Annotated in this window: 19 protein-coding genes; 4 read left to right on the top strand and 15 right to left on the bottom strand. The window is 66.8% G+C overall.

The window, feature by feature from the left end:
• Positions 1–30: 30 nt before the first annotated feature.
• From MT347_RS17345 to MT347_RS17295, 11 genes are all read right to left on the bottom strand, one after another.
• A complete protein-coding gene (locus MT347_RS17345; RefSeq protein ID WP_243502593.1) occupies positions 31–660 on the bottom strand; it encodes a bifunctional 4-hydroxy-2-oxoglutarate aldolase/2-dehydro-3-deoxy-phosphogluconate aldolase in 630 nt (209 codons plus the stop codon).
• Positions 657–1556, bottom strand: a complete 900-nt coding sequence (locus MT347_RS17340; RefSeq protein ID WP_243502592.1) for a sugar kinase — start codon at positions 1554–1556, stop codon at positions 657–659. The genes MT347_RS17345 and MT347_RS17340 overlap by 4 nt, the downstream gene beginning before the upstream one ends.
• A complete protein-coding gene (kduI, locus tag MT347_RS17335; protein WP_243502591.1) occupies positions 1553–2401 on the bottom strand; it encodes a 5-dehydro-4-deoxy-D-glucuronate isomerase in 849 nt (282 codons plus the stop codon). Before kduI ends, MT347_RS17340 begins: the two co-directional genes overlap by 4 nt.
• 32 nt (positions 2402–2433) lie before the next feature.
• Positions 2434–3198 carry a 2-dehydro-3-deoxy-D-gluconate 5-dehydrogenase KduD gene (kduD, locus tag MT347_RS17330; RefSeq protein ID WP_243502590.1) on the bottom strand — a complete coding sequence of 255 codons (765 nt, stop codon included), beginning with the start codon at positions 3196–3198 and terminating at the stop codon, positions 2434–2436.
• On the bottom strand, positions 3195–4100 hold the full coding sequence (locus MT347_RS17325; protein WP_243502589.1) for a fumarylacetoacetate hydrolase family protein: 906 nt from the start codon (positions 4098–4100) through the stop codon (positions 3195–3197). Before MT347_RS17325 ends, kduD begins: the two co-directional genes overlap by 4 nt.
• Positions 4097–5284: a glycoside hydrolase family 88 protein gene (locus tag MT347_RS17320; protein WP_243502588.1), complete on the bottom strand. Its 1188-nt coding sequence runs from the start codon at positions 5282–5284 to the stop codon at positions 4097–4099. The genes MT347_RS17325 and MT347_RS17320 overlap by 4 nt, the downstream gene beginning before the upstream one ends.
• Before the next feature lie 26 nt (positions 5285–5310).
• On the bottom strand, positions 5311–5985 hold the full coding sequence (locus MT347_RS17315) for a ferredoxin-NADPH reductase (RefSeq protein ID WP_243502587.1): 675 nt from the start codon (positions 5983–5985) through the stop codon (positions 5311–5313).
• A 2-nt stretch (positions 5986–5987) separates the two neighbouring features.
• Positions 5988–6941, bottom strand: a complete 954-nt coding sequence (locus MT347_RS17310) for a carbohydrate ABC transporter permease (protein ID WP_243502586.1) — start codon at positions 6939–6941, stop codon at positions 5988–5990.
• Positions 6941–7885 (bottom strand): carbohydrate ABC transporter permease, encoded by a 945-nt coding sequence (locus MT347_RS17305; RefSeq protein ID WP_243502585.1) that lies wholly within the window; start codon positions 7883–7885, stop codon positions 6941–6943. Before MT347_RS17305 ends, MT347_RS17310 begins: the two co-directional genes overlap by 1 nt.
• 74 nt (positions 7886–7959) lie before the next feature.
• A complete protein-coding gene (locus MT347_RS17300) occupies positions 7960–9261 on the bottom strand; it encodes an ABC transporter substrate-binding protein (RefSeq protein ID WP_243502584.1) in 1302 nt (433 codons plus the stop codon).
• Positions 9262–9314: 53 nt separating this feature from the next.
• Positions 9315–11309, bottom strand: coding sequence for a DUF2264 domain-containing protein (locus MT347_RS17295; RefSeq protein ID WP_243502583.1), 1995 nt, complete (start codon positions 11307–11309; stop codon positions 9315–9317).
• 120 nt (positions 11310–11429) lie between these two features.
• Here MT347_RS17295 and MT347_RS17290 point away from each other — a divergent pair, with 120 nt between their 5' ends.
• Together MT347_RS17290 and MT347_RS17285 are read left to right on the top strand one after the other, a co-directional pair.
• The gene (locus MT347_RS17290) at positions 11430–13391 is read left to right on the top strand and encodes a heparinase II/III family protein (RefSeq protein WP_243502582.1); all 1962 of its coding nucleotides are present in this window, start codon (positions 11430–11432) and stop codon (positions 13389–13391) included.
• The gene (locus tag MT347_RS17285) at positions 13388–14500 is read left to right on the top strand and encodes a substrate-binding domain-containing protein (RefSeq protein WP_243502581.1); all 1113 of its coding nucleotides are present in this window, start codon (positions 13388–13390) and stop codon (positions 14498–14500) included. Before MT347_RS17290 ends, MT347_RS17285 begins: the two co-directional genes overlap by 4 nt.
• Before the next feature lie 313 nt (positions 14501–14813).
• Here the strand turns inward: MT347_RS17285 and MT347_RS17280 are convergent, their stop codons facing one another.
• The gene (locus tag MT347_RS17280) at positions 14814–15818 is read right to left on the bottom strand and encodes a hypothetical protein (RefSeq protein ID WP_243502580.1); all 1005 of its coding nucleotides are present in this window, start codon (positions 15816–15818) and stop codon (positions 14814–14816) included.
• Between the two features lie 183 nt (positions 15819–16001).
• Between MT347_RS17280 and MT347_RS17275 the strand changes: the two genes are divergently transcribed.
• A complete protein-coding gene (locus MT347_RS17275; protein WP_243502579.1) occupies positions 16002–17876 on the top strand; it encodes a DUF4209 domain-containing protein in 1875 nt (624 codons plus the stop codon).
• Positions 17877–18372: 496 nt separating this feature from the next.
• On the opposite strand, the gene MT347_RS17270 is transcribed toward MT347_RS17275, so the two are convergent.
• Together MT347_RS17270 and MT347_RS17265 are read right to left on the bottom strand one after the other, a co-directional pair.
• Positions 18373–19014, bottom strand: a complete 642-nt coding sequence (locus MT347_RS17270; protein WP_243502578.1) for a hypothetical protein — start codon at positions 19012–19014, stop codon at positions 18373–18375.
• 11 nt (positions 19015–19025) lie between these two features.
• The gene (locus MT347_RS17265) at positions 19026–19625 is read right to left on the bottom strand and encodes a hypothetical protein (RefSeq protein WP_243502577.1); all 600 of its coding nucleotides are present in this window, start codon (positions 19623–19625) and stop codon (positions 19026–19028) included.
• 15 nt (positions 19626–19640) lie between these two features.
• On the opposite strand from MT347_RS17265, the gene MT347_RS17260 reads away from it, so the two are divergent.
• The gene (locus MT347_RS17260; RefSeq protein ID WP_243502576.1) at positions 19641–20060 is read left to right on the top strand and encodes an Lsr2 family protein; all 420 of its coding nucleotides are present in this window, start codon (positions 19641–19643) and stop codon (positions 20058–20060) included.
• 68 nt (positions 20061–20128) lie between these two features.
• Here MT347_RS17260 and MT347_RS17255 read toward each other — a convergent pair whose 3' ends face one another.
• Positions 20129–20428, bottom strand: coding sequence for a hypothetical protein (locus MT347_RS17255; RefSeq protein ID WP_243502575.1), 300 nt, complete (start codon positions 20426–20428; stop codon positions 20129–20131).
• Positions 20429–20887: the final 459 nt, after the last annotated feature.

Genomic DNA, 20887 nt, shown 5'->3' with positions numbered 1-20887 from the left:
CCCCGCCCCCTCCGCCTCGTGTCGCCCCGGCTATCGCGTGAGCGACGTCCGGGAGCGGAGGACATCGGCGAGGCGTTCCAGCTGCGCGGCGTCCTCGAGGGCCGAGCCGACGGCGGCGACGCGAACGCCGGCGTCGAGGAACTCCGTCACGTTCGCCGCATCCAGACCCCCGGTCGCGACGAATCTCACGTCGGGGAAGGGGCCGCGGATGTGGCGGAACCATCCCGATCCGAGCCACGTCGCGGGGAACGCCTTCACCCACACCAGGCCCAGCGAGACGGCGAGCTGCACCTCGCTGGGCGTCGCCACCCCCGGAAGGATGGGCAGGTCCGCCGCCCGCGCTGCGTCCACGATGCGCGGATCGAGTCCCGGTGACACCAGGTAGGCAGCCCCCGCCCGGCGGGCGACGTCGACCTGCTCCGGACGGAGGATCGTCCCCGCACCCACGCTCCGGCCGTTCGCCGCGGCCCGCGTCGACAGCTCACGGAGCACCCGCTCGTCTTCTTCGGTCTGCAGGGGAACCTCGACGGCCTCGAGCCCCAGCTCCCACGCCGTCTCAGCCAAGCGCAGGGATCGTTGCATCCCCATCCCCCGCAGGATGGCCATCAGCGGGGACCCCGCGAAGAGTTCTTCGAGTCGATCAGCTTCCGCGGCACTCATGCGTAGCTTCCTTCCACGGTGTCGGTGAGGGACATCAGGGTGCGCGCGGCGAAGGCGTGCCCGACCGTGAGCCGGTCCGGCGTCGACGCGTTCGACAGGAGCGCGGCCAGATACCCCCCGGCGAAGGCGTCACCCGCCCCGACCGGCTCCACGACGTCGACCACGAGCGCGGGTACGAACACGCGGCCCTGCCCGGTGAACGCCGTGGCGCCGACGTCGCCGTCTTTCACGATGAGCTCGTCGACGTCGGGCAGCAGGGCACGGACATCGTCGGCGGTCGCCGTCGCCCATAGGGTCTCTGCCTCGTCACGCCCGGTGAAGACAATGTCCGCCTGCCGGGCGAGCGCCAGCAACACCGGCGCGGCGGTGACGGCGTCCCACAGGGGGATGCGGTGATTGACGTCGAACGAGATGCGGATGCCCGCCGTCTGCGCGCGATTCATCAGCTGCTCGAGGAACTCTCGCGCCGTGTCGGAGATCGCGGCGGTGATTCCGGACACGTGCAGCACGTCGACGCCGGCGAGGTCGATGCCGTCCGCGTCGGAGCGGGAGAGGGCGGATGCCGCGGAGCCACGCCGGTAATAGGTGACGCCGGCGCCCGGATTCTTCACGTAGACGCCCGTGGGCCGCTCGTCGTCCCAGCTGACCCTGCTCACGTCCACTCCGCGAGACGCCAGTTGCTGGGCGACACGGTGGCCCAAGGGATCGCTGCCGAGTCGGCTGAACCAGACCGCCCGGTGCCCCGCCTGAGCCACGTGGGTCGCGACGTTCGATTCCGCTCCCCCGGCCTCGACGATGAAGGAATCCGCGTCCACGACCGAGGCGAAGACGCTCGGGACGATCATCGCCATGGTCTCGCCGACCGCGAGCAGCGTGCGAGGGGTCGGAGCGTTCATCGCAGATCGGTGATGGGGGCGGCATCCATGTCGTCGAATGCCTGGTTCTCGCCGGCCATCGCCCACACGAACGAGTAGGCGGCCGAGCCGACGCCGGAGTGCAGCGACCAGCTCGGAGAGATGACCGCCTGACGATCGGCGACGAGCAGGTGCCGGGTCTCTTCGCGCTCCCCCATCAGGTGCACCACGCGGGCGTCCTCGGGCACGTCGAAGTAGAGGTAGCACTCGGTCCGGCGATCGTGGGTGTGCGCGGGCATGGTGTTCCACATGGAGCCCGGGTGCAGCTCGGTCACCCCCATCACGATCTGACAGCTCTGGATGCCGTTCTCATGGATGTACTGGTTCAGCGTTCGACGGTTCGAGGTCAACTGGTCGCCGAGCTCCCGCACGGTTCCCTCGCCGGGCGACACCAACGCCGTGGGGTACGACGTGTGGGCGGGCGCCGAGAAAAGGTAGAACTGCGCACCGTCGGCCCCGCCGTCGCCGTCGCGGAATCGCACGTCCTGGACGCCGCGACCCAGGTAAAGGCAGGCGCCCGTGACGAGGGTGTGCTCCTCGCCGTCCGCGACGACGACGCCTTCGCCGCCGACGTTGACGACGCCGAGTTCGCGGTGCTCGAGGAAGGTTTCGCTGCGGATCTCGGGGTACCCGGTCAGCCGCAGTTCCGCGCCCGCGGGCACGGCCCCGCCGAGGACCACCCGGTCGTGGTGCGTGTACGTCAGCCGGATCTCACCCGGCACGAAGACCTCCGGGATGAGGTAGGTGTCGCGCAGCTGCTGAGTGGTCATGCCCGGGATCTGAGCGGGGTTTGTCGCGTAACGCTGGGGGATGTGCGTCTGGGTCACGAGGGTCTCCTGGTGTGGTGGATGCGAGCGGATCATCGGACGAGCCAGCCGCCGTCGACGGGGATGACGGCGCCCGTCAGGTAGGAGGCGGCGTCGGAGGCGAGGAACACGAATGCCCCCTGGAGGTCGGAGGCGTCGCCCCACCGGCCGGCGGGGATCCGAGCGAGGATCGACGCCGCCCGGTCCTCGTCGGCGCGCAGGGGGGCGGTGTTGTCCGTGGCCATGTAGCCGGGGGCGATGGCGTTGACGGTGACGCCCGCGGCGGCCCATTCGTTCGCAAGCGCCTTGGTCAGGCCCGCGACGGCGTGCTTGGACGCGGTGTATCCGGGCACGAGGATGCCGCCCTGGAACGACAGCATGGATGCCACGTTGATGATGCGGCCGTGCCCGGTCGCGATCATGTGCCGCCCCGCGGCCTGCGACAGGTGGAACACGGAATCGAGGTTGATGGCCAGGACTTCGTCCCAGTCCGTCGCCGAGTGCTCGGCGGCGGGGGCACGCCGGATCGTGCCGGCGTTGTTGACGAGGATGTCGAGACCGCCCAGTTCCGCGAGGGTCTCCTCGACGGCGGCGGCGAGCTCGTCGGGGGTAGCGCTGACGAGGTCTCGACGGAGGAGGTGGGCACGCCGACCGGTGGCGCGGACGAGTTCTGCGGTGTCGCTCGCGTCGCCGCGGTCGAGGAGCGCGACATCGGCGCCCGCTTCGGCGAGCGCGACGGCGGCGCCCTGTCCCAGACCGCGGGTAGACCCCGTCACCAGAGCGACCTTGCCATCGAGGCGGAACGTGTCGAGGATCATGCGGTGCCTTCCGGGAGCGATGGGGCGGCCGGTCTCCCCGGCGGCGCGATGAAAGTTGTGGTCAATTCGCCGATGCCGGAGACGCGCACCGTGACGGCGTCTCCCGGCGCGAGCGGGCGGTGATCCGCCTGAGCGCGAGCGAGCTTCTGCGGTGTCCCCGTCGAGACGATGTCGCCCGGCTCGAGCGTCATGACCTGGCTGAGGTGCGAGATGACGAAGGCGACGCTGAAGATGGTGGTGGAGGTGGACTGCGACACGGTGACCACGCCGTCCCGGACCACCTCGACCAGCACGTCCTGCGGGTCGGGGGCTTCGTCGATCGTGACGATCCACGGTCCGATGGGCGCGAAGCCGTCGGAGCACTTGCCGAGCGCCCACTGGCTCTGCCGGCGCTGCCACGCGCGGTCGGACACGTCGTTGAGGATGGTGAAGCCGGCGACGTGGGACAGAGCGTCGTCGACCGAGACGTTCTGCGCCCGCGTGCGGATGACGACGGCGAGCTCGCCCTCGTAGTCGACGTCGCGCGCCCCCTCGGGGATGACGACGGCATCGTTCGGCCCCGCGAAGGTGTTGGGGGTCTTCACGAATACGTCGGGATGCTCCGGGTCGTCCGCGGTCGGGTCGACGCCGTCGGGGGTGTGGCCGCGGTAGTTGTAGCCCAGGCACAGCATCTTGCCGGGGACGATGGGGGCTTCGAGGTCGCCCGGGACGAGGACGGGGAGGTCCTCGCCGATCGCGCTCTCACAGCGCGCTCGCGCCGCGCGCAGGAGGACGTCGTCGGCGATCAGCGCGGAGACGCCGTCGGCGACGTCGCCCAGGTCGACCAGCCGATCTCCGTCTGCCGTGCGCACGACCGCCCCCGGCCGCGTTCCCGACGACGTCCGGTGTGTGACGAGCCTCACCAGTACTTCTTCCACTGCGGACGGGCCACGCGCATGAGGGCTTCGAGGTAGAAGTAGTCGCCCCACAGGGTTCCTTCGTCGACGCCGACGTCCTTCGGCATGTCGTAGACGCTGTGCAGGATGAGCCCGTCCGCGTCTTCCGGAGACGCCGGCGTGTAGTTCGCGATGAGGGAGGCGAGGATGGCGTGCGCGCGGGCGGTCCACTCGGCTGCCCGCGCGGCGTCGGTCTCGACCTGGGCGAGTTCGAGCAGACCGCAGACCACGATGGCCGCCGACGAGCTGTCTCGGGGGGCGTCGCTGCCGTCGGTGTAGACGAGGTCCCAGAACGGCACGTCGTCAGCCGGCAGGTGGCGGAGGAAGTACTCGGCGCACCGCCGGGCGGCGGTGAGGAGCCGCTCATCGCCGGTGACGGCGTAGTTCATCGCGAACCCGTACACCCCCCACGCCTGGCCCCGTGCCCAGCACGACTCGTCGAACGCGCCCTGTTCGGTGGCACCGCGGAGCGGCGCACCCGTCTCGGCATCCCAGTAGAACGTGTGGAACGTGGAGTCGTCCGGCCGCAGGATGTTCTGCTCGAGCTGCGCGCAGTGACGCCGAACCGCGTCGGAGTAGCGCTCATCTCCGGTCTCCTCCGCGGCCCAGGTGAGCAGCGGCATATTCATGAGACTGTCGATGATCGTCCGGCCGCGCTGGACGGGGTCGGAGAGGTCTCCCCACGCCTGGATGACGCCCGCCGGTTCGAGGAATCGCCGCATGAGGTGGTCCGCGGCGAGAAGCGCATCCGCGCGCGCGGATTCGTCGCCGGTGAGGCGGTGAGCGGCGACCGAAGAGAGGGTGTACAGGAAGCCGAGGTCGTGCGTGTCCAGGTCGATCTCGTTGCGGACACGGTGTCCGAAGTCGGCGACGTCGGCTTCGGCGGCGCGCCGGTAGACGTCACTGCCCGTGAGCTCCCACGCCAGCCACAGCTGTCCGGTGCGGAAGCTCGTCGTCCACCCGCGGTTGCCCCCTTCGGGGACGGATCCCTGGGCCGGCCGCGGGTGGTAGCGGTTGTCCGTGGTGGTGTCGTCCGGGTAGGCGGCCCCCAGGGCCGTGGCGTTGCGCCCGACGGTGGCCACAGCGGCGGCGATGGCCGTCTCGGTCGACACGGCCGGGGAGGTCCGGGTCGTGGGTGAGGTGAAGGTCATCAGCGTCTTTCTCGGAGTCGGGGGGATCAGCGTGTGGGAACGGGTGCCGGGTCCAGGACCGGGCGAAGGGTGTAGCGGGCGTTGGTCCAGGCGAGGTAGAACGCCGCGGATGCCGTGATGCCGATGCCGATCGCCGGCGCGGTGGCGAAAACGCCGCCCTGCACGATGAGGGCCACCAGCGAGATCGCGCTGAGGTACCAGCGCCGGAGCCCCAGATACAGCGCGGCCTTGAAGACGTCCCGCAGGCGAGCGTCGGGCACCTCCGCGAGGGCGACGAGCGAGATCACGCCCGTGTTCACGGTGAGGATCGCGACCACCGCCAGCAACGGCACGGTGTACACCGCCACCGCCGAGTCGGAGAGGAAGCGGACGTCGACCAACACGATGACGAGGACGACCGAGGCCAGCGCACCGACGGCCAGTGACCGGCGCCACGTGTCCCGCAGACCGGCCAGGAACGCGCGGATCGGCCCGAGTCCGACGCCCGAGTGCTCGCGGAACGCGCGGAACACGGCCGCGAGCACGGGGGCGGTCAGGGGCAGGGTCAGCGCGAGCATCGGCCAGGAGAGCGCGGGGTCGGTCGTCATCAGCAGGATGAGGAACGGTGCGCTTCCGACGGCGAGCAGCACGTTGGAGATCAGACCGAGGTACAGCATCCCGATGATGCCGGCCCAGGTGTCGTGGGAGACGAGGTTCTTCATGATCAGCCCTTGAGCCCGCTGGTGGCGATGCCCTCGACGAAGTACTTCTGGCCGAGCAGGAAGATGATGGCGATCGGGACCACCGAGATCGTGAGACCGGCGAACAGCAGCGCGTAGTTGGTGTCGTAGAGGTTGCTGACGAAGCTGCGCAGACCCAGCTGAATGGTCCAGAGGTCGGGGTTCCGCAGGTAGATCAGCGGCCCGAGGTAGTCGTTCCAGGTGTTGACGAAGGTGAGCAGGGTCAAGCTCGCCAGAGCCGGGACCGACAGCGGGAGCATGATCTTGCGCCAGATCGCGTACTCGCTGAGACCGTCGATGCGCGCCGCCTCGGAGAGTTCCTCGGGGATGGTCTCGTAGTACTGCTTCATGAGGAACACCCCGAAGGCACCGAAAGCCTGCAGGAGCACGACGGCCCACAGGGTGTTGGTGACGTTGAAGTTCGTCAGGAGGATGAACTGCGGGATCATGTACGACTGCCACGGCACAGCGATGGTGCCGATGTAGAGCAGGAAGAGCACGTCGCGGCCGGGGAACCGGATGCGGGCGAACCCGTAGGCGGCGAACGAGCCGGTCAGCACCTGCAACGCGGTGACGACGACCGACAGGAACAGCGTGTTGCGGATCCACGTGAGGATGTTCGACTGCGACCAGATGTCGACGTAGTTCTGCCAGATGAAGGTCTCCGGGATCCACCGCAGGGGGATGGAGAAGACTTCGTTCGCGGACTTCAGCGAGCTCATGACCATCCAGAAGAACGGCATGAGCAGCGCCGCCGCGAAGACGATGAGGGCGACGTAGCCGGCGATCCGAGCCGCTCGACGCGCCGGCGTCAGGGGCGGGGAGTCGACGGGACGCTGACCGCCACCGGCGAGCCGGAACAGGCCGCGGCGCGGAGGGGGCGGCGCAACGATGCTGACCGTCTTCAGGTCCTGCGTGGGGGTGACTGTGCCGACCATCAGGTGCTCCGCTTCTTGTTCCACACGAACTGCACGACAGTGACGGTGATGCAGAGGAAGAACAGGGCGACCGACGCCGCGGAGGCGTAGCCGTACTGGCTCTCCTCGAATCCCTTACGGAAGATGAACTGCGACAGCACCAGCGTCGATTGCCCGGGGCCGCCCTCCGTCATCACGAGGATGAGATCGAAGATCTTGAACGAGTTGATGGTCAGCATCACGGTGACGAAGAACATCGTCGGTCGAAGGCAGGGGATGGTGACGTTGACGAACCGCTGCCACACGTTGGCGCCGTCCATACGGGCCGCCTCGTGCAGCTCGCGGGGCACGGTCTGCAGTCCCGCCAGGAAGAGGATCATGTAGTAACCCATGTCGCGCCAGGTGCTGACGACGACGACGGCGGGCATGGCCCATTCGGGCGACGTGAGCCACCCCGGGGGGTTCTGGATGCCGAGGAAGCGCAGGCCCTCGTTGATGGGGCCGTACTCCGGGCTGAACAGCAGGTTCCAGACGACGGCGATGGCGACGATGGACGTGATGTAGGGGAAGAACGCGGCGGTGCGGAAGAAAGCGACCCCGCGCAGCTTGTTGTTCAGCAGCAGAGCCAGTCCCAGCGACACGATGATCGTCAGGGGGATGTGCAGTACGGAGTAGTAGAGGGTGTTGATGACGGAGATCTGGAAGCTTCCGTCACCGATGAGGCGCTGGTAGTTGGTGAAACCGATCCAGTCGGCCTTGCCGAACACGTTCCAGTTCGTGAACGACATGTAGAACAGCACGACGATGGGGATCAGCGTCAGCAGGCCGAAACCGAGGAAGTTGGGGAGGATGAAGCTCCACCCGACGAGGGTGTTGCGCATCTTCAGCCGCGACCGTCGGCGACGGTCCGGGACGACCGGCGGCTGCGGCGCAGTTCCGTGGTCGGTGGCGGCGATGCTCGCCATGAGTGCCTCCAGGCAGGTAGGTGGGGGGGTGGTGGCCGGCTCACCGAGACGTCGGCGAGCCGGCCACGAGAAGGTCAGTCCAGGCCGACCTCGTTGGCGACGCGGTTCTGCGCGTCGGTGATGGCCGCATCCACGGAGGTCGATCCGGAGAGGATCGCCGAGTGCATATCGAGGAGGATGTTCTGGATGGCCGCAGCCTTGTTCGACGTGGGGTTCTCGGGGTGCGTGTCGTGCTCGGCGAAGGCGAACGCGGACAGCTCGTCCTGCGGGGCGCCCTCGTTGCTGAAGTAGGTCTCGACGACGCCGTCCGTCAACAGCGCGGGGGTGATGCCGATGCCGGCGAGCAGCTGTGCGGCCTCCTCGCTCGAGGCGAAGGCGAGGAAGTCCTTGGCCGCCTGCACCTTGTTGTCGGCGATTCCGGCGTTGATGCCGAAGCCGGTCGGATCGCCGAAGGTGACGGGGGTGTTGGTCGTGCCGGCGGTGGAGGCGTCCGCCTGCGGGATCGGCGCGATGCCCCACTCGAAGGTGTTGGCGTCACCCGATGCCTGCTGGGCGATGAGGGTGGCGACGTACCAGGTGCCCATGGGGAGCATGGCGGCGTTCTGGGTGCCGAACTCGCCCTGGTAGGTCAGCTGGTTGGCGGTGCTGGTGTTGAAGTTGACCTGGTCGCCGTCGTCCTGCAGACCGAGCACGCGCTCGTAGTACGGAGCCATGTAGTCGTACTCGCCGCTGAGGATGTCGCCGTCCTGCTGCGCATTTGCGAACCCCTGGACGGTGGACTGCCAGCGGTGCTGGTAGGTGCCCTTCGCGGTACCGCCCGCCGCAGCGATGCCGTCGGTCAGCTTGGCGGCGGCCGCATCGTAGTCGGCCCACGTCCAGCTCCCGTCGGGCTCGGCGACACCGGCCTGGGCGAAGAGGGCCTTGTTGTAGAACAGGACCCAGGAGTCCTGGCGGTACGGCACGGCGTACTGCGTGCCGTCGACCTGGTACGACGACGCACCGCCGATCTCGTCCGACAGGGCGACGTCGGAGACGTCGAGGAGCTGTCCACCCTCGACCAGGGTCGGGAGGTACTTCACCTCTTTCTGGGTGATGATGTCCGGTCCGGACCCGGCGGCGAGGTCGGTGGTGAGAAGGGTGTTGTAGTCGGCGGCGTCGTAGCCGGTGACCTCGACGGTGACGTCGGGGTTCTTCTCCGAGAACGCGTCGGCCAGCAACTGGAATTCGGGGGTGGTGTCCAGCGCCCACCCCGACAGGGTGAGGGTGATCGGACCGCCGGGCTCCGCGGCATCACCGGTGGACCCGCCACTGCACCCGGCGAGCGAGAGCGTTGCAACAGTGATCACGCCGGCTGCGGCAGCGTACGTGCGCTTCATTCTTGGTTACTCCTTCGTAAGGTCGGGCGCCCCATCTTCGGGGACCCTCGGGATTATCGACTCGCGACCGCGGTGATGCCGGTCTGCGCGAGACGACTGGTGGTGACCGTGGAATCCGGCCAAGTGATGGTGACGAGATGCGTCCCGTCGTGTTCCGCCGACCCGGACGGCGTCCCCGACGCGCTGTCGTCGCCGGCGAGCCCGATGAGGACGTGCAGCCACTCCCCGACGAGCAGGGGGTGCTCGGCGACGGGGACGGCGGACCGGGGACCCAGGGGGCTGGCATCCACGCGGTGTTCGATTCGCGCCCGGGCCTCGGGGTGGAGGGCGACGAGAGAGCTGCGGACGGAACCGGAGCGGACGAACGCGTGGGCGCCGTCGATGCCGGAGTCCGTCTCGGCGCCCGAGACGGCCCATCCGCCGACTCGCACGCGCAGCTCCCGCGCGTCCAGATGCGGTTCGAGCGAGACGACGCGGATGAGTCGCATCTCCCACGGTCCGCGCAGGAGCGAGTGCACTTCGACGGCCCCGGCCACCTCCACCTCGCCGACCAGGCCGGAACCGTGTCGGTGGACGGCGGGGGCCGCAGTGATCCAATGCGCGGCGGAGACGGATGCGGCGATGGCGACGTGCCCGCCGGCGTCGTGCTGCACGCGCGTGTCGATGAGACGCATGGCGGCGCGGTGGGTGGCACGGCCGCGTACGTCGACGATGCTCACGCTCTGCTCGAGGGGCTCTTCCCACGCTCGCTCGTTCGCCAGTGGGGCCGCAGCCGTGGAGTACCCGATCCGGGCATACAGCGGGGAATCCCCGACGAGCCCGCCCTCGATGGCGTGGTCGGTGCCGTGATTGGCGATGCGGACGATGCCGTCGGCATCCGTTCCCGAGGCAACCCACCCGGGCGCCGCGACGGCGCGGAGATAGTCATCGCGTTCGACCGGAAGCGGCTCCGCTTCGGCAGCCCACACCGGGTGGTGAGAGGGGAGCATCACCCCGAGCAGTCCCTTGACGGCCCAATAGGGCGACCCGGGTCCGGAATAGGACTGGGCGAGGTCGCGCCACTCGCCGTGCCACCCCAACGTGAGGATGTCGCGATCGTCCGGTGCGCCGGCGTCGACGAAATGGCGCACGATCTTCTCGGCCGCGTGACGAAGGGAACCGAGCGAGGTCGAACGGACACCGGCGACGACCCCCGCCCAGAACGGCGCGGCGGCGGCGAAGCGGTAGACGAGACTGCGCCCCTGCATCAGGGGGGATCCGTCGGCGCCGACCAAGCGGACGGCGTCCTCGAGGTACCGGTCGAGCCCGGCGACATCGGCGATGCGCCCCGCCGCGAGATCCGCAGCCCCCCGCATGCGGGGCCAGAGGACGGGGTAGACGTGCAGCGCCCACCCGACGTAGTGGTCGTAGGAGCGCTCGAAACCGTCGGAGATCCACCCGTCGGCTCGGGTCAGCTCGTCGTGGAGTGCGAGGTCTGCGGTGATGTCGTCCTGCGACCACGGTCCTCCGACGGAGCGGAGGAAGGTCTGGACGACGACGCGGAACCACAGCCAGTTCGTCTGGGGGTAGGTGTCGTCGCCGACGACGGGCGACAGGTAGTCGATGACGCGCTGGTGGGTCTCGTCATCCAGACGGTCCCAGATCCACGGCCGGGTCATGTCGAGCGCGACGGCGAGGGATGCGGCCTCGACCTTGGCCTGGGGGTGTTCGTCCATGCGCACCCACCGGTCTTCGGCGGCCGGGTCGACCCCGTTCTCGACGCCGCGGCGATAGAACGCCGCGAGATCCTCCAGGCCGTGACCGTCGTCACCGGCGAGCCGGAACGCCGCCAACAGGAAGGTGCGGGCGAACCCCTCGAGTCCGTCGACCGCTCGGCCGTACCCGCCCTCGGCACCGGGGAAGGTGATGCGTGCGCTGTTCTCGGATGCGTGGTCGCGAGCGGCTACGAGAAGGCGATCGGCGAAGTCCGTCCAGTCGCGGCGCGTCCACCCCGAAGAGGACGACGAGATCGTCGTGCTCTGGGGTGAGGGGTGCGATGTAACGGACACGGGATCTCCTTTGAACTCGCCTCAAGCGACCGTTTCAGGAGCGTATCAACGCGATTCGTTCATTGCAACGTCGTTTTACTTTTGTTATGATCACTTCTGATCGTTTCAAGGATGGGATCAATGACGCTCACCCCCTTTTCGCACACGGAGTTCTCCGGCGCTCTCGCCGAGCACTGGCACGCTCAGGATGCCGTCGGCGCCGGCGACAACCTCGCAGACGCCCTTCGACGAACCCTGCGCCGACCCGAGGATTCCCTCCCCGTCGTACCCTCGCACGATCGCGCCGTCTGGGGCGCGGAGGGAAGCGCCGATGCGTCCGCCGTGACAGCGGTGCTCGCGAGGGCGTCGGACGATCTCGGCACCGACTGGCAGGTCGCGCTCGCGAGCGCAGCCGCGCGCGTGCACGGCGACGGGGACCGGGAGAGCTGGGAGTCGGTGGTCTTCGAACGTCAGCGTCGGCTCAGCCGCGCGGTCGTCGCCGCGGCGGTCTCGGAGGAACGCCGCTGGCTCGACGAGGTGCTGGACGGCGTGTGGCTCCTGTGCGAGCAGAGCTCGTGGTGCTGGCCGGCGCACGACGACGCCCACGCCGCAGGCTCCGTGCTCGCCATCCCGGAGATGCCGTTCCTCGACCTCGGAGCCGGAGAGGTGGCGGCGCAGCTCGCCTGGGTCGACCACGTCCTCGGCGGGGCCCTGGAGGCGGCCTACCCCGGGGTCCGAGCCCGCATCCGTCATGAGGTCCGCCGGCGCGTCTTCGACCCGTTCCAGACGCGCAGAGACTGGCACTGGATCGGTGTGGACGGCGACGTCCACAACTGGAACCCCTGGATCCACGGCAGCGTGATCACGGCGGCGCTTCGCCTGCTCGACGCGCCGGACGAGCGGGAAGAACGCGCCGGCATCGTCGCCCTCGCCCTCGAGGGCATCGATCGGTACGTCACCGCTCTCCCCCTCGACGGCGCCATCGACGAGGGATACGGATACTGGTGGAACGGCGCGTGCCGAGCGCTCGAAGCGCTGGAGCTGGTGTCCTTCGCGACGAGCGGGCGCCTCGATGCCGCCCTCGTACCGGCGTTGGCGGCGACCGTCGCCTTCCCGCACCGCTCGCACCTGGGAGGCGACTGGTACCTCAACCTCGCGGACGGACAGGCGAAGCCGCCGAGCGATCAGCCCTGGCACGCGTTGCACCGCAGCGCCCGGGCCGTCGGGGATCGGGATGCCATCGCGCACGCGGCAAGCCACCGCGCCCGCGGGGTACCCGCCGCGACCGAGACCTTCGGGCTGGGCCGGCTCCTGCGCGGTATGACGGATGCCGACTGGATCGCCGCCACCGCGGGGCAGCCGCCGCTGATCAGCCGCGTCTGGTTGCCGTCCACCGAAGTGCTCGTGGCGCGCGGCCGGAGCGGTTCGACAGCCGGTCTCACCGTGGCGGTCAAGGGCGGCCACAACGGCGAACATCACAATCACAACGACGTCGGCAGCTTCGTCATCGCGTCGGACGGCGTTCCCGTCGTCGTCGACGTCGGACGGCCGACCTACACGAAGCAGACCTTCGGGCCGGATCGCTACGACATCTGGACGATGCAGAGCGCCTGGCACAACACGCCCGTGATCGCCGGCCAGCAGCAGTGCCCCGGCCCCGAGTACCGAGCCCGGGGTGTCACCGCGACCCTCGACGACGCGACGGTCGAATGGTCCGCCGATCTGGCCGCGGCCTACCCCGACGGAGCGGCCGTGTCGTGGCGGCGTCACGTCGTGTTCGCCGACGGCCGCGTGCGGGTTCGGGACGAATGGCGAACTGCCGCCGGAGCGGCTCACCGGTGGCACCTCGTGCTCGCTGGCAAAGTGGACGTCGACGCCACCGGCGCGACGGCGCACGTCAGGCCGCTCACCGGTGCGTCACCCGTCGTCATCCGCTGGCCCGCGGGAGTGAGGAGCACCGTGACCCGACGCGACCTAGTGGACCCCCTGCTCACCGAGGTGTGGGGCACGAGCCTCACCCGTCTGGAACTCGACATCTCCGACCGCCTCGACGTGGTCGTCACCTTCGAAACACTCCCTGCTACCACCGAGGAAACCCGATGACGAACCAGGCTGCGGCCCCTCTCGCCGCGGAACGTCGCACCCACGTTCTCGCCATCCTGCAGCGCGAAGGCGCCGTGCGCGTGTCGCAGCTCGTCGATGAGTTGGGGGTCGCCCCCGTCACGTTGCGGCGAGACCTGGCTCAGATGGAATCCGAGGGACTGTTGGAGCGCGTGCACGGTGGCGCCGTCGCCCCGGCGGCCGGAATCTCGGCCCGGGCATCGGATGCTGCGGCGCCCGCGTCGCTCACCCCGACCGCGTCCGTGGCCATGCTGGTGCCGTCGCTGAACTACTACTGGCCGGGGGTCGTTCGCGGCGCGGAGGCCGCGGCCGCCCGTCTCGGCCTCGGCGTCGTCCTGCGCGGGGCCTCGTACGAGCTGCAGGACGAGCGGCCCGTGCTCGAGCGTCTCGTCCACACCGATGGCGTGCGCGGCCTCATCGTGGCCCCGAACACCGACACCGAACATGCCCAAGACGTCGTGCAGTGGCTGATCGACACGGGCGTTCCCAGCGTGCTCGTCGAACGGGAGGCGACGGCCTCGCCCGGCGGCGCACCCGTGGAATCCGTCACCACCGACCACGCCCTCGGTGCCGTCCTGGCTGCGCGACACCTCGCAGCGCTGGGCCATCGTCGCGTCGGACTCATCATCTCGCGCGACTCCCCCACCTCGCGCAAGATCACGGCAGGGTGGCACGCTGCCTGCACCGAGCTCGGACTGACCCCGAGCGACCACTTCGAATCGATGCTGCCGCCCCGTACCAGTTCCGAGTTCTCATCGGTCGTCGACGCGACCCTCGATGCGGCACTCGGCAACGGCGTGACCGCTCTCGTAGTGCACTCCGATCCCGAGGCCATGGCCTTCGTGGATCTCGCCCTCAACCGCGGCATCTCTGTGCCGGGCGACCTGTCGATCGTCGCCTACGACGACGAGATCGCCGAGCTCTTCACGCCCGCGCTGACCGCCGTGGCCCCTCCGCGACGAGCCGTCGGCGAAGCGGCCATCGACCTCGTCGCGCGTCGGATGGAAGACCCGGACCGGCCCACCCATCGTGTGATCCTCAGCCCGCGCCTGAACGTGCGGGGCTCGACCGCCCCGCCGCTTCAGCGCTGAGTCGCCGCCCGGCACGGGCTCGGGTGCGCGCCGGGAACGAACTGTTCCGCGGCACGCGCAGCCCCGGCGGAGTGTCCCCGACTGCGTCCTCACCCGGTCGCGTGGTCGAGACGGAGGGTGGGCATTCTCCCCACCGTCCCTCCACCGACCGCTTCGCGCTCGGCGGAGCCTCCGGCGGCGTGGGCCCGACGTCGCCGGCATCCCGCTCCGCCGGCTGTAAACGTCAAGTGCGACTACGAGCGTGCGACGCATGCGTCGTGCAACTCTACGCCCAGCATGACGTCATCCGCACTCGGACAAAGACCAGCCGAAACTAATCTTCTTGCCTCGGGACCCGAATGGTCCCGCGGCCTTCGCGCTGAGCATCAAGTTCAACCTGGCGCATCTCAAGAGCGAAGCGAAACCCCAACCGCTCGTGCGCGTAAGTGGACTCAGCGGTGGCAACTCTTTCCGCGTCGCTTATTCGCAGTGAACGCAGATCGACTCCTGGCGGGAACACGGCGCCCTCAGGAAGACCAGCGAGTCGAGGCAATGCAATCTCAGCCATATAGCGATGCAGTTCGCACAGCTCCGCCCCCGGGGGAACCAGTTCGTCCGCGAGCGTACGGTGAACCCCCACGAACGGCCAGATTTCCACAACCCCACTCGCGCCCAAGCTCGTCGAACTCACCACCTGCCCGATCTCCAACTGCGAGACGTTCTCGACCCCCACCTTTACCGCACCAGTCGCGGCACGCGTCACGGCGTTCCCTACCGCAAACACGTGTGGCCTGCGGTGCTTGTCAGCGTTCGAGTACTCCTGCAAGACCCGTAGGTGATGACCGCCGTGCGCCGTGACAGAACGGCGTGTCCTCATCTGCCGAATCTGCTCCAACGGACGGAATGGCTGCAGTTCATATATGCGTTTACCGAGGGGTGCGTCCACCGCAAGTTCGGGCAGGTGTGCAACGAGCCTTCGGAGGGCAGTCCGGTACTTAGTCTCGTCGTCGTAGATGAGGAACTGAGCCGCGCGCTCAGCCGGACCTGTCAGCGAGACGCCCCGTTCCATCTCGATGACGAGAACGAGTGCGTTGTCCAGGACGCTTCGCAACTGGTTAATCGCGTCCGAGAACACAAGTCCTATTGCCGGGGGCACTTGATCAATGCCGTGGACGAAGAGAGACGCCTTCCCGCCCGCCCGGCGTTCCCGCAGTTCGAGCGGATCAGACCTTACGAACGCAAAGCACAGCTCTGCGATGTCCTCGGCAAGCTCGTCGACGCGCCCCAGTCGAAGCGCGACAGAACTGAGGTAGTCGGGGAGTACGGTGCCCATGTTCACGCACGGTCATTTCGTTCAGTCGGATGTGGAGAGTGTCCCGCCGCGATGGACATACTGCGGCAACCAGCCTGAAGGTGAGGGCGAGACCAAGCAGACTACATCACTCGAACAATTGTTCTACGCTTAGCGGTGCCTTACGCAGCTTGGCCGGACCCCGTTGTGGGCCGAGAGGAAGGGATCTGCATGAACGCCGAACGCTCGGAGCGCCCCAATTGGGCAGTCGTACTTCAGGCGCCGATCTTGCGTGAAGCATTCGAGGGCGAGCCCAGTGGCGTGACGCTGCTGTCGTTTCCCCTGAAAGAGATCGCGGCCGGTGAAGAGAACGCACAGACGAAGGAGGGCCTGGAAGCCTTGAGCGGCATCGCCTCGCTCTACGTCCTGCCTGATGACTGGAACCGTGGGTACGGCCCGATGGCTCAGTTCGGAGCGAGCCGGTCATTCATTCCGACCGACCTGTCGGACAAGAGCCTGGCCCTTCTCGAAGACCTTGTCGAGCATGTGCCTCACGACTTGCTGCGCGCTCGCACATACGATGTGCTCGCCCTTCGCGTCCGTGGCCGCAAGCGCATGGATCATGTCCGCTCGCACCTCAACACGCTCCTCCGCGTCGGCGTCGATTCTGAGAGCTGGTTTGGTGAACGCGACATGTGGCACCGCGCAATAGAGACGGCGAAGCGATTCGGCAAGGCCACAAGCACGGAACTCGCCGGCTTCGAACGCGAACTCCTAAGCAACCTCCTCGACGAGCCGGTAGAGGACTACTTCCAGGCACAGTTGGCCGACGCTCTCGCGAAGCACGGTCTCGGCCGTTCACGAGCCAATGATATCGCTTGCCGTCTCCGCGACATCGGGGATTCGTTTGCCGATGACGCAGACAAGGCACGTATTTACTACGAAGGCGCCGGAGACTGGTTCGGTGCCGACGGCGACATGGACGCCCGCGGAGCTGCCTACGCGACGGTCATCCAGTCATTCATCGCGGAAGCAGAAGCACTCGCAAAAGAGAAAGATGGCAACTTGGCGCGTGCCGGTTACCTGCTTGAGCGAGCGCTTCGCGACCTTCAGAGGATCCCTCGCGCCGATCGCGAAAGGCTCGGCCTCGATGACACCGCATCTATGTTGCCCCGCCGGATCCGCGAGATAGGCGTTGCAGGACTCGGCGATATGCATCGGTACGAGTCGGACCCGGTGGACCTGAGCGAAGCTGCACAGGAAGCGAGAAAGCAGGTCTCTGGGCTCGAACCAGACAAGGCGCTGCTGAAGTTTGCAATGCTCGAAGACTTCGCGTCGTTCGAGAAGGATCAAGCAGACACAGAAGACCGCCTCAAGCGGCATCCCTTCGCAGCCCTGTTCTCGCTGACTACCTACTCAGCAGACGGCCGGGTCGTGCAGCGCTCCGACGGATCAGGTGGCACACCGGTGTTTGGGGTCGACCCGGCAGTCTGGCGACAGATGGTTCAGGCGCACGTTCTTCGGATCCAACTCCTGGCGGCGGGACGGCTCTGGCCCGCCTTCGAGACGCTCACCAACGAACACCATCTGTCCATCGGCGACTTCATCGCTATCACCGCCGGGTCTTCCACAGTCCCGCTTGATCACATTAGACAGTTCGCACGTGGTTTGTATTACGGCTATACCGGAGACTTCTCAACCGCCGCCCAACTCCTGACGCTTCAGATCGAACATTTCGTTCGTCACCACCTTCAGAACGCAGGCGTGTTCACGACCACGCGTACTGTGGAGGGCATAGAGAACGAGAAAGGTCTGTCGAGTCTGCTCGAGAGCGAGAAAATTGACGAGATCTTCGGTGCTGATCTCGCGTACGAGCTTCGAGTCCTTTATCTGGACGCTACCGGACCGAACCTTCGGAACGAGGTCGCCCACGGCCTGCTCACCGACGCGACCTCCGAAGGGGCGGAATCGCTGTACGCGTGGTGGCTCGCGCTTCGAATCGTCCTTCTACAATTTTGGAAGCGAAGCCACCAGTCCAGTGACCATACGCCGACAGATGACTCCACTCCCGCGGACGATGACGACGGGATCAACCCCGCCAGCTGATCGCAACCGGTCGCAATGATCCATTGCACTAGGGTTTGACAACCGTCAAATCTGAGGAGCGCACCCGCGCCAGAAGCGCCAGACCATGAGCACCGACCCGTGGCCGCTCGCACAATTCGCTGCGATACTTCGACGTATGAGTGTGCGACCGAGAATGGCAATGGGATTGCTAGCGCTGCTGGCCGTCGGCCTGGCGGGCTGTTCGTCGAGTGAGTCGCCAGCCTGGGCCACCGACGCTTGCAACATTCATGCGTCGTGGGTGGATTCGGGGCGACCTGAGTCGGACGAAGAACGTGTCACCGCCCAACTCGTCGACGCGCTCCCGACCGACGCGGCTGGAAGCGTGGCGGACGCAGTTCAGGCGTTCGTGGACGACGTTCGATCGGACAATCGAAATAGTGTGTCAACGGGGTCTGACAACTTGCAACAAAGCTGTGCAGAAGTGGGGTGGGAGCCAGCCGAAGGCTGAAATCCCACCCCACCACGAGAGCCTGGACTACTGCTCTACGAGCGCAGCGACCTCTTCTGGTGTGACTCCCGCCTCGTTTTCCGCGAGCGGCACGTACGAGCCGCCTGCTTCCTGCGGGTACTGCCCTTCGTTGGGACTGACAAGGCTGTACGGGTCATCACCACTGCCTGACAGAAAGACGAGTGCAGCGTCCGTGCCTGCGAGGCTCGTCTCGTGGGATGCCGTGAACGTCGCACCGTCGCTTTCACCGCCGAGTTGCTTGATCTCGATAATGTCGCCGATGTTGAGGTCTCCCTTGGTCGTTCCCACGACGGTTGCCGTGTAGGCGGTGACGATGATGGGGGGAGCTTGCTGCGCCTGCTGGTCAGCCGGTGCGGGCGGCGCACCGTATGCCGGGTTCTGCTCGGGATCCGTCGGATCCTCAGGAGCGATAGGCAGGAGTTCGTAGGTTCGTGACTCCCCGGTGAAGACGACCTCGACGACTGCGTCGGCCGCATCCTCGATCTGTCCCAACGAGTCGAACGCGGGGTAGTCGGCGTGGTACTCGAACGTCCCAGCACTCTGCACCCCAGCGCCTCCGAGCTGCGCAGCAGGGGACGCGCACGCGGTAAGCGTGAGGCCGAGAGCGATGACCACAGACAGGGCGGTGGCTTTGATTTCAGTACGCATAGCTGTCCGCCTTACTCGTTCGGGAAACCGGGGTAGTAGTTACGGACGTTCACGACATCGCTCGATGACGGATTGATCATGGTGTTCCGGTTGCGGCTGCGGTTCATGATCGAGTCCTGACCGTCGCGGTGCGCGAGCTTGAACGAGTGGCCGAATTCGTGGATGGTAATGCTCGTCACGTAGTTCGAGAAGTTGCTCGCTGACGCAGAAATAGTGCGCGAGTTCAGGCTGATGTACATGCAGTTGTTCGGGCTGCAACTGGTGTAGAGCCCATACCAACTGTCGGAGTATGACTGGGCTGTGATCGAAGACGCAGCGTTGTTGTACTTGCTGATACGAACCGGCGAGTACGTCGCGTTCCAGTTGTTAATAGCGCGGTCGATGGCGGTCTGCCACGTGGAGTTGTAGTTGTACGGACGAACATCCGGCCGAGGCGTATTCTGGCCGTTCGAATAGTAATCGTCGTCCGCCACCGCAGCGGACACGGGAGAAATAGTCAACACCACGCTTAGACCCATCGCCCCAATAAGCGCACGCATCGAACTTTTCCGTACTTTCATAACGAGCCCCCCAAGGCCTATCGACATTTCGCTCAACATATCGGTCGACACACAACACTCTTGTACATGTTTACGTGCGAGAATCGCGCGGATACGGTGACCAAACCGTTATCCAACGGGTGTAAGGTTTTGGTCATCATGGCAACCCGGCACATCACACAAACAATCGATGACCTCGACGGCACCGTTCTCGATCAGGACGGGGTGAGAAACATCACCTTCACAGTCGAAGGACGCTCGTATGAGATCGACCTCTCCGAAAGCAACGCGGAGAGATTTCACACCGCGCTCGCTCCATTTGTGGATGCGGCGCGCTCTACCCGCGTACCGGGGACCACCGGACGCCGCCGCGAGGACGCGCGCGCTAAATCCGATCTCGACCTCGGAGCGATCCGCGAGTGGGCACGAGCCAACGGGCACACGGTCAGTGACCGCGGACGCGTTTCCTCCGCCGTCGTCGACGCGTACAAGTCGGCCACCGCTTAGGTGCATGGAACGCACCGCGTCCGCGGTGACAGCTGTCCTGGTCGCGCTCTGACACCTGAATGCGGTAGCTACAAAAGTTTGAGTGCTGCAATCGCAGCGGGCCACGGATACTCCAGGACTGCCTCCTGGAAGCTAGCGGCGGCTGGCCTCTCGGCGGCAGACTCTTTCGAGCGCAGATCGTAGAGCACAACACTGCGACGATCGTCCGCGGGGTTGATGATGAAGTCGATGCGGGCGGGAAACCCTTTTACCGAGCCGTAGAGAGAGGTGCCTAGGGGACCAAGCGGTATCTCGCGACGGACCTCGAAGACCGCGCCGTGTTGGGCTAGCTGACGGTTGACGAGGTCGACCAGGGCACTCGCATTCATTTCGTCAGCTTCGCAGAGGTCGCAACAGAGGCGCACTGAAAGACACGCCTTTTACGTGGCGACAATCCACCGCGTGACCATCTGCCATCTCCCCGATCCATGTGACCGCACAGCAGCGATGGCCTCGCGGGATGCAAGGACATGGTGCGGCCAATCCGCCAACTTCCCATAGAACGGCCCCAGGCTCTTGGCCTGGGGCCGTTCTGTGCTTGAGGCGTCGCACCTGCATGGCGCTTCTAGCCTGATCGACCGGGAAGCGTTGCCTCTGGCTCCTATGGCCAGCTGAGCCGCTCTAGTCCACGCTCGGACGTGACCTTGACTACCTCAGGACGAAACGGGCGTTCAGTTGGCCACACATCAATGACGTAAAGCTCCTCTGAATCGGCCTGACTTTCGTTCCTAGTGGGGGCTTTGTCCGACAAGTGCCGGCTGGCCTGATTCTTGGTCAGCGTAGTACGC

Source organism: Microbacterium sp. VKM Ac-2923 (assembly GCF_022815605.1).
In the GTDB taxonomy this organism is placed as follows: Bacteria; Actinomycetota; Actinomycetes; order Actinomycetales; family Microbacteriaceae; genus Microbacterium.
This window is presented reverse-complemented; position numbering and strand designations above follow the sequence as displayed.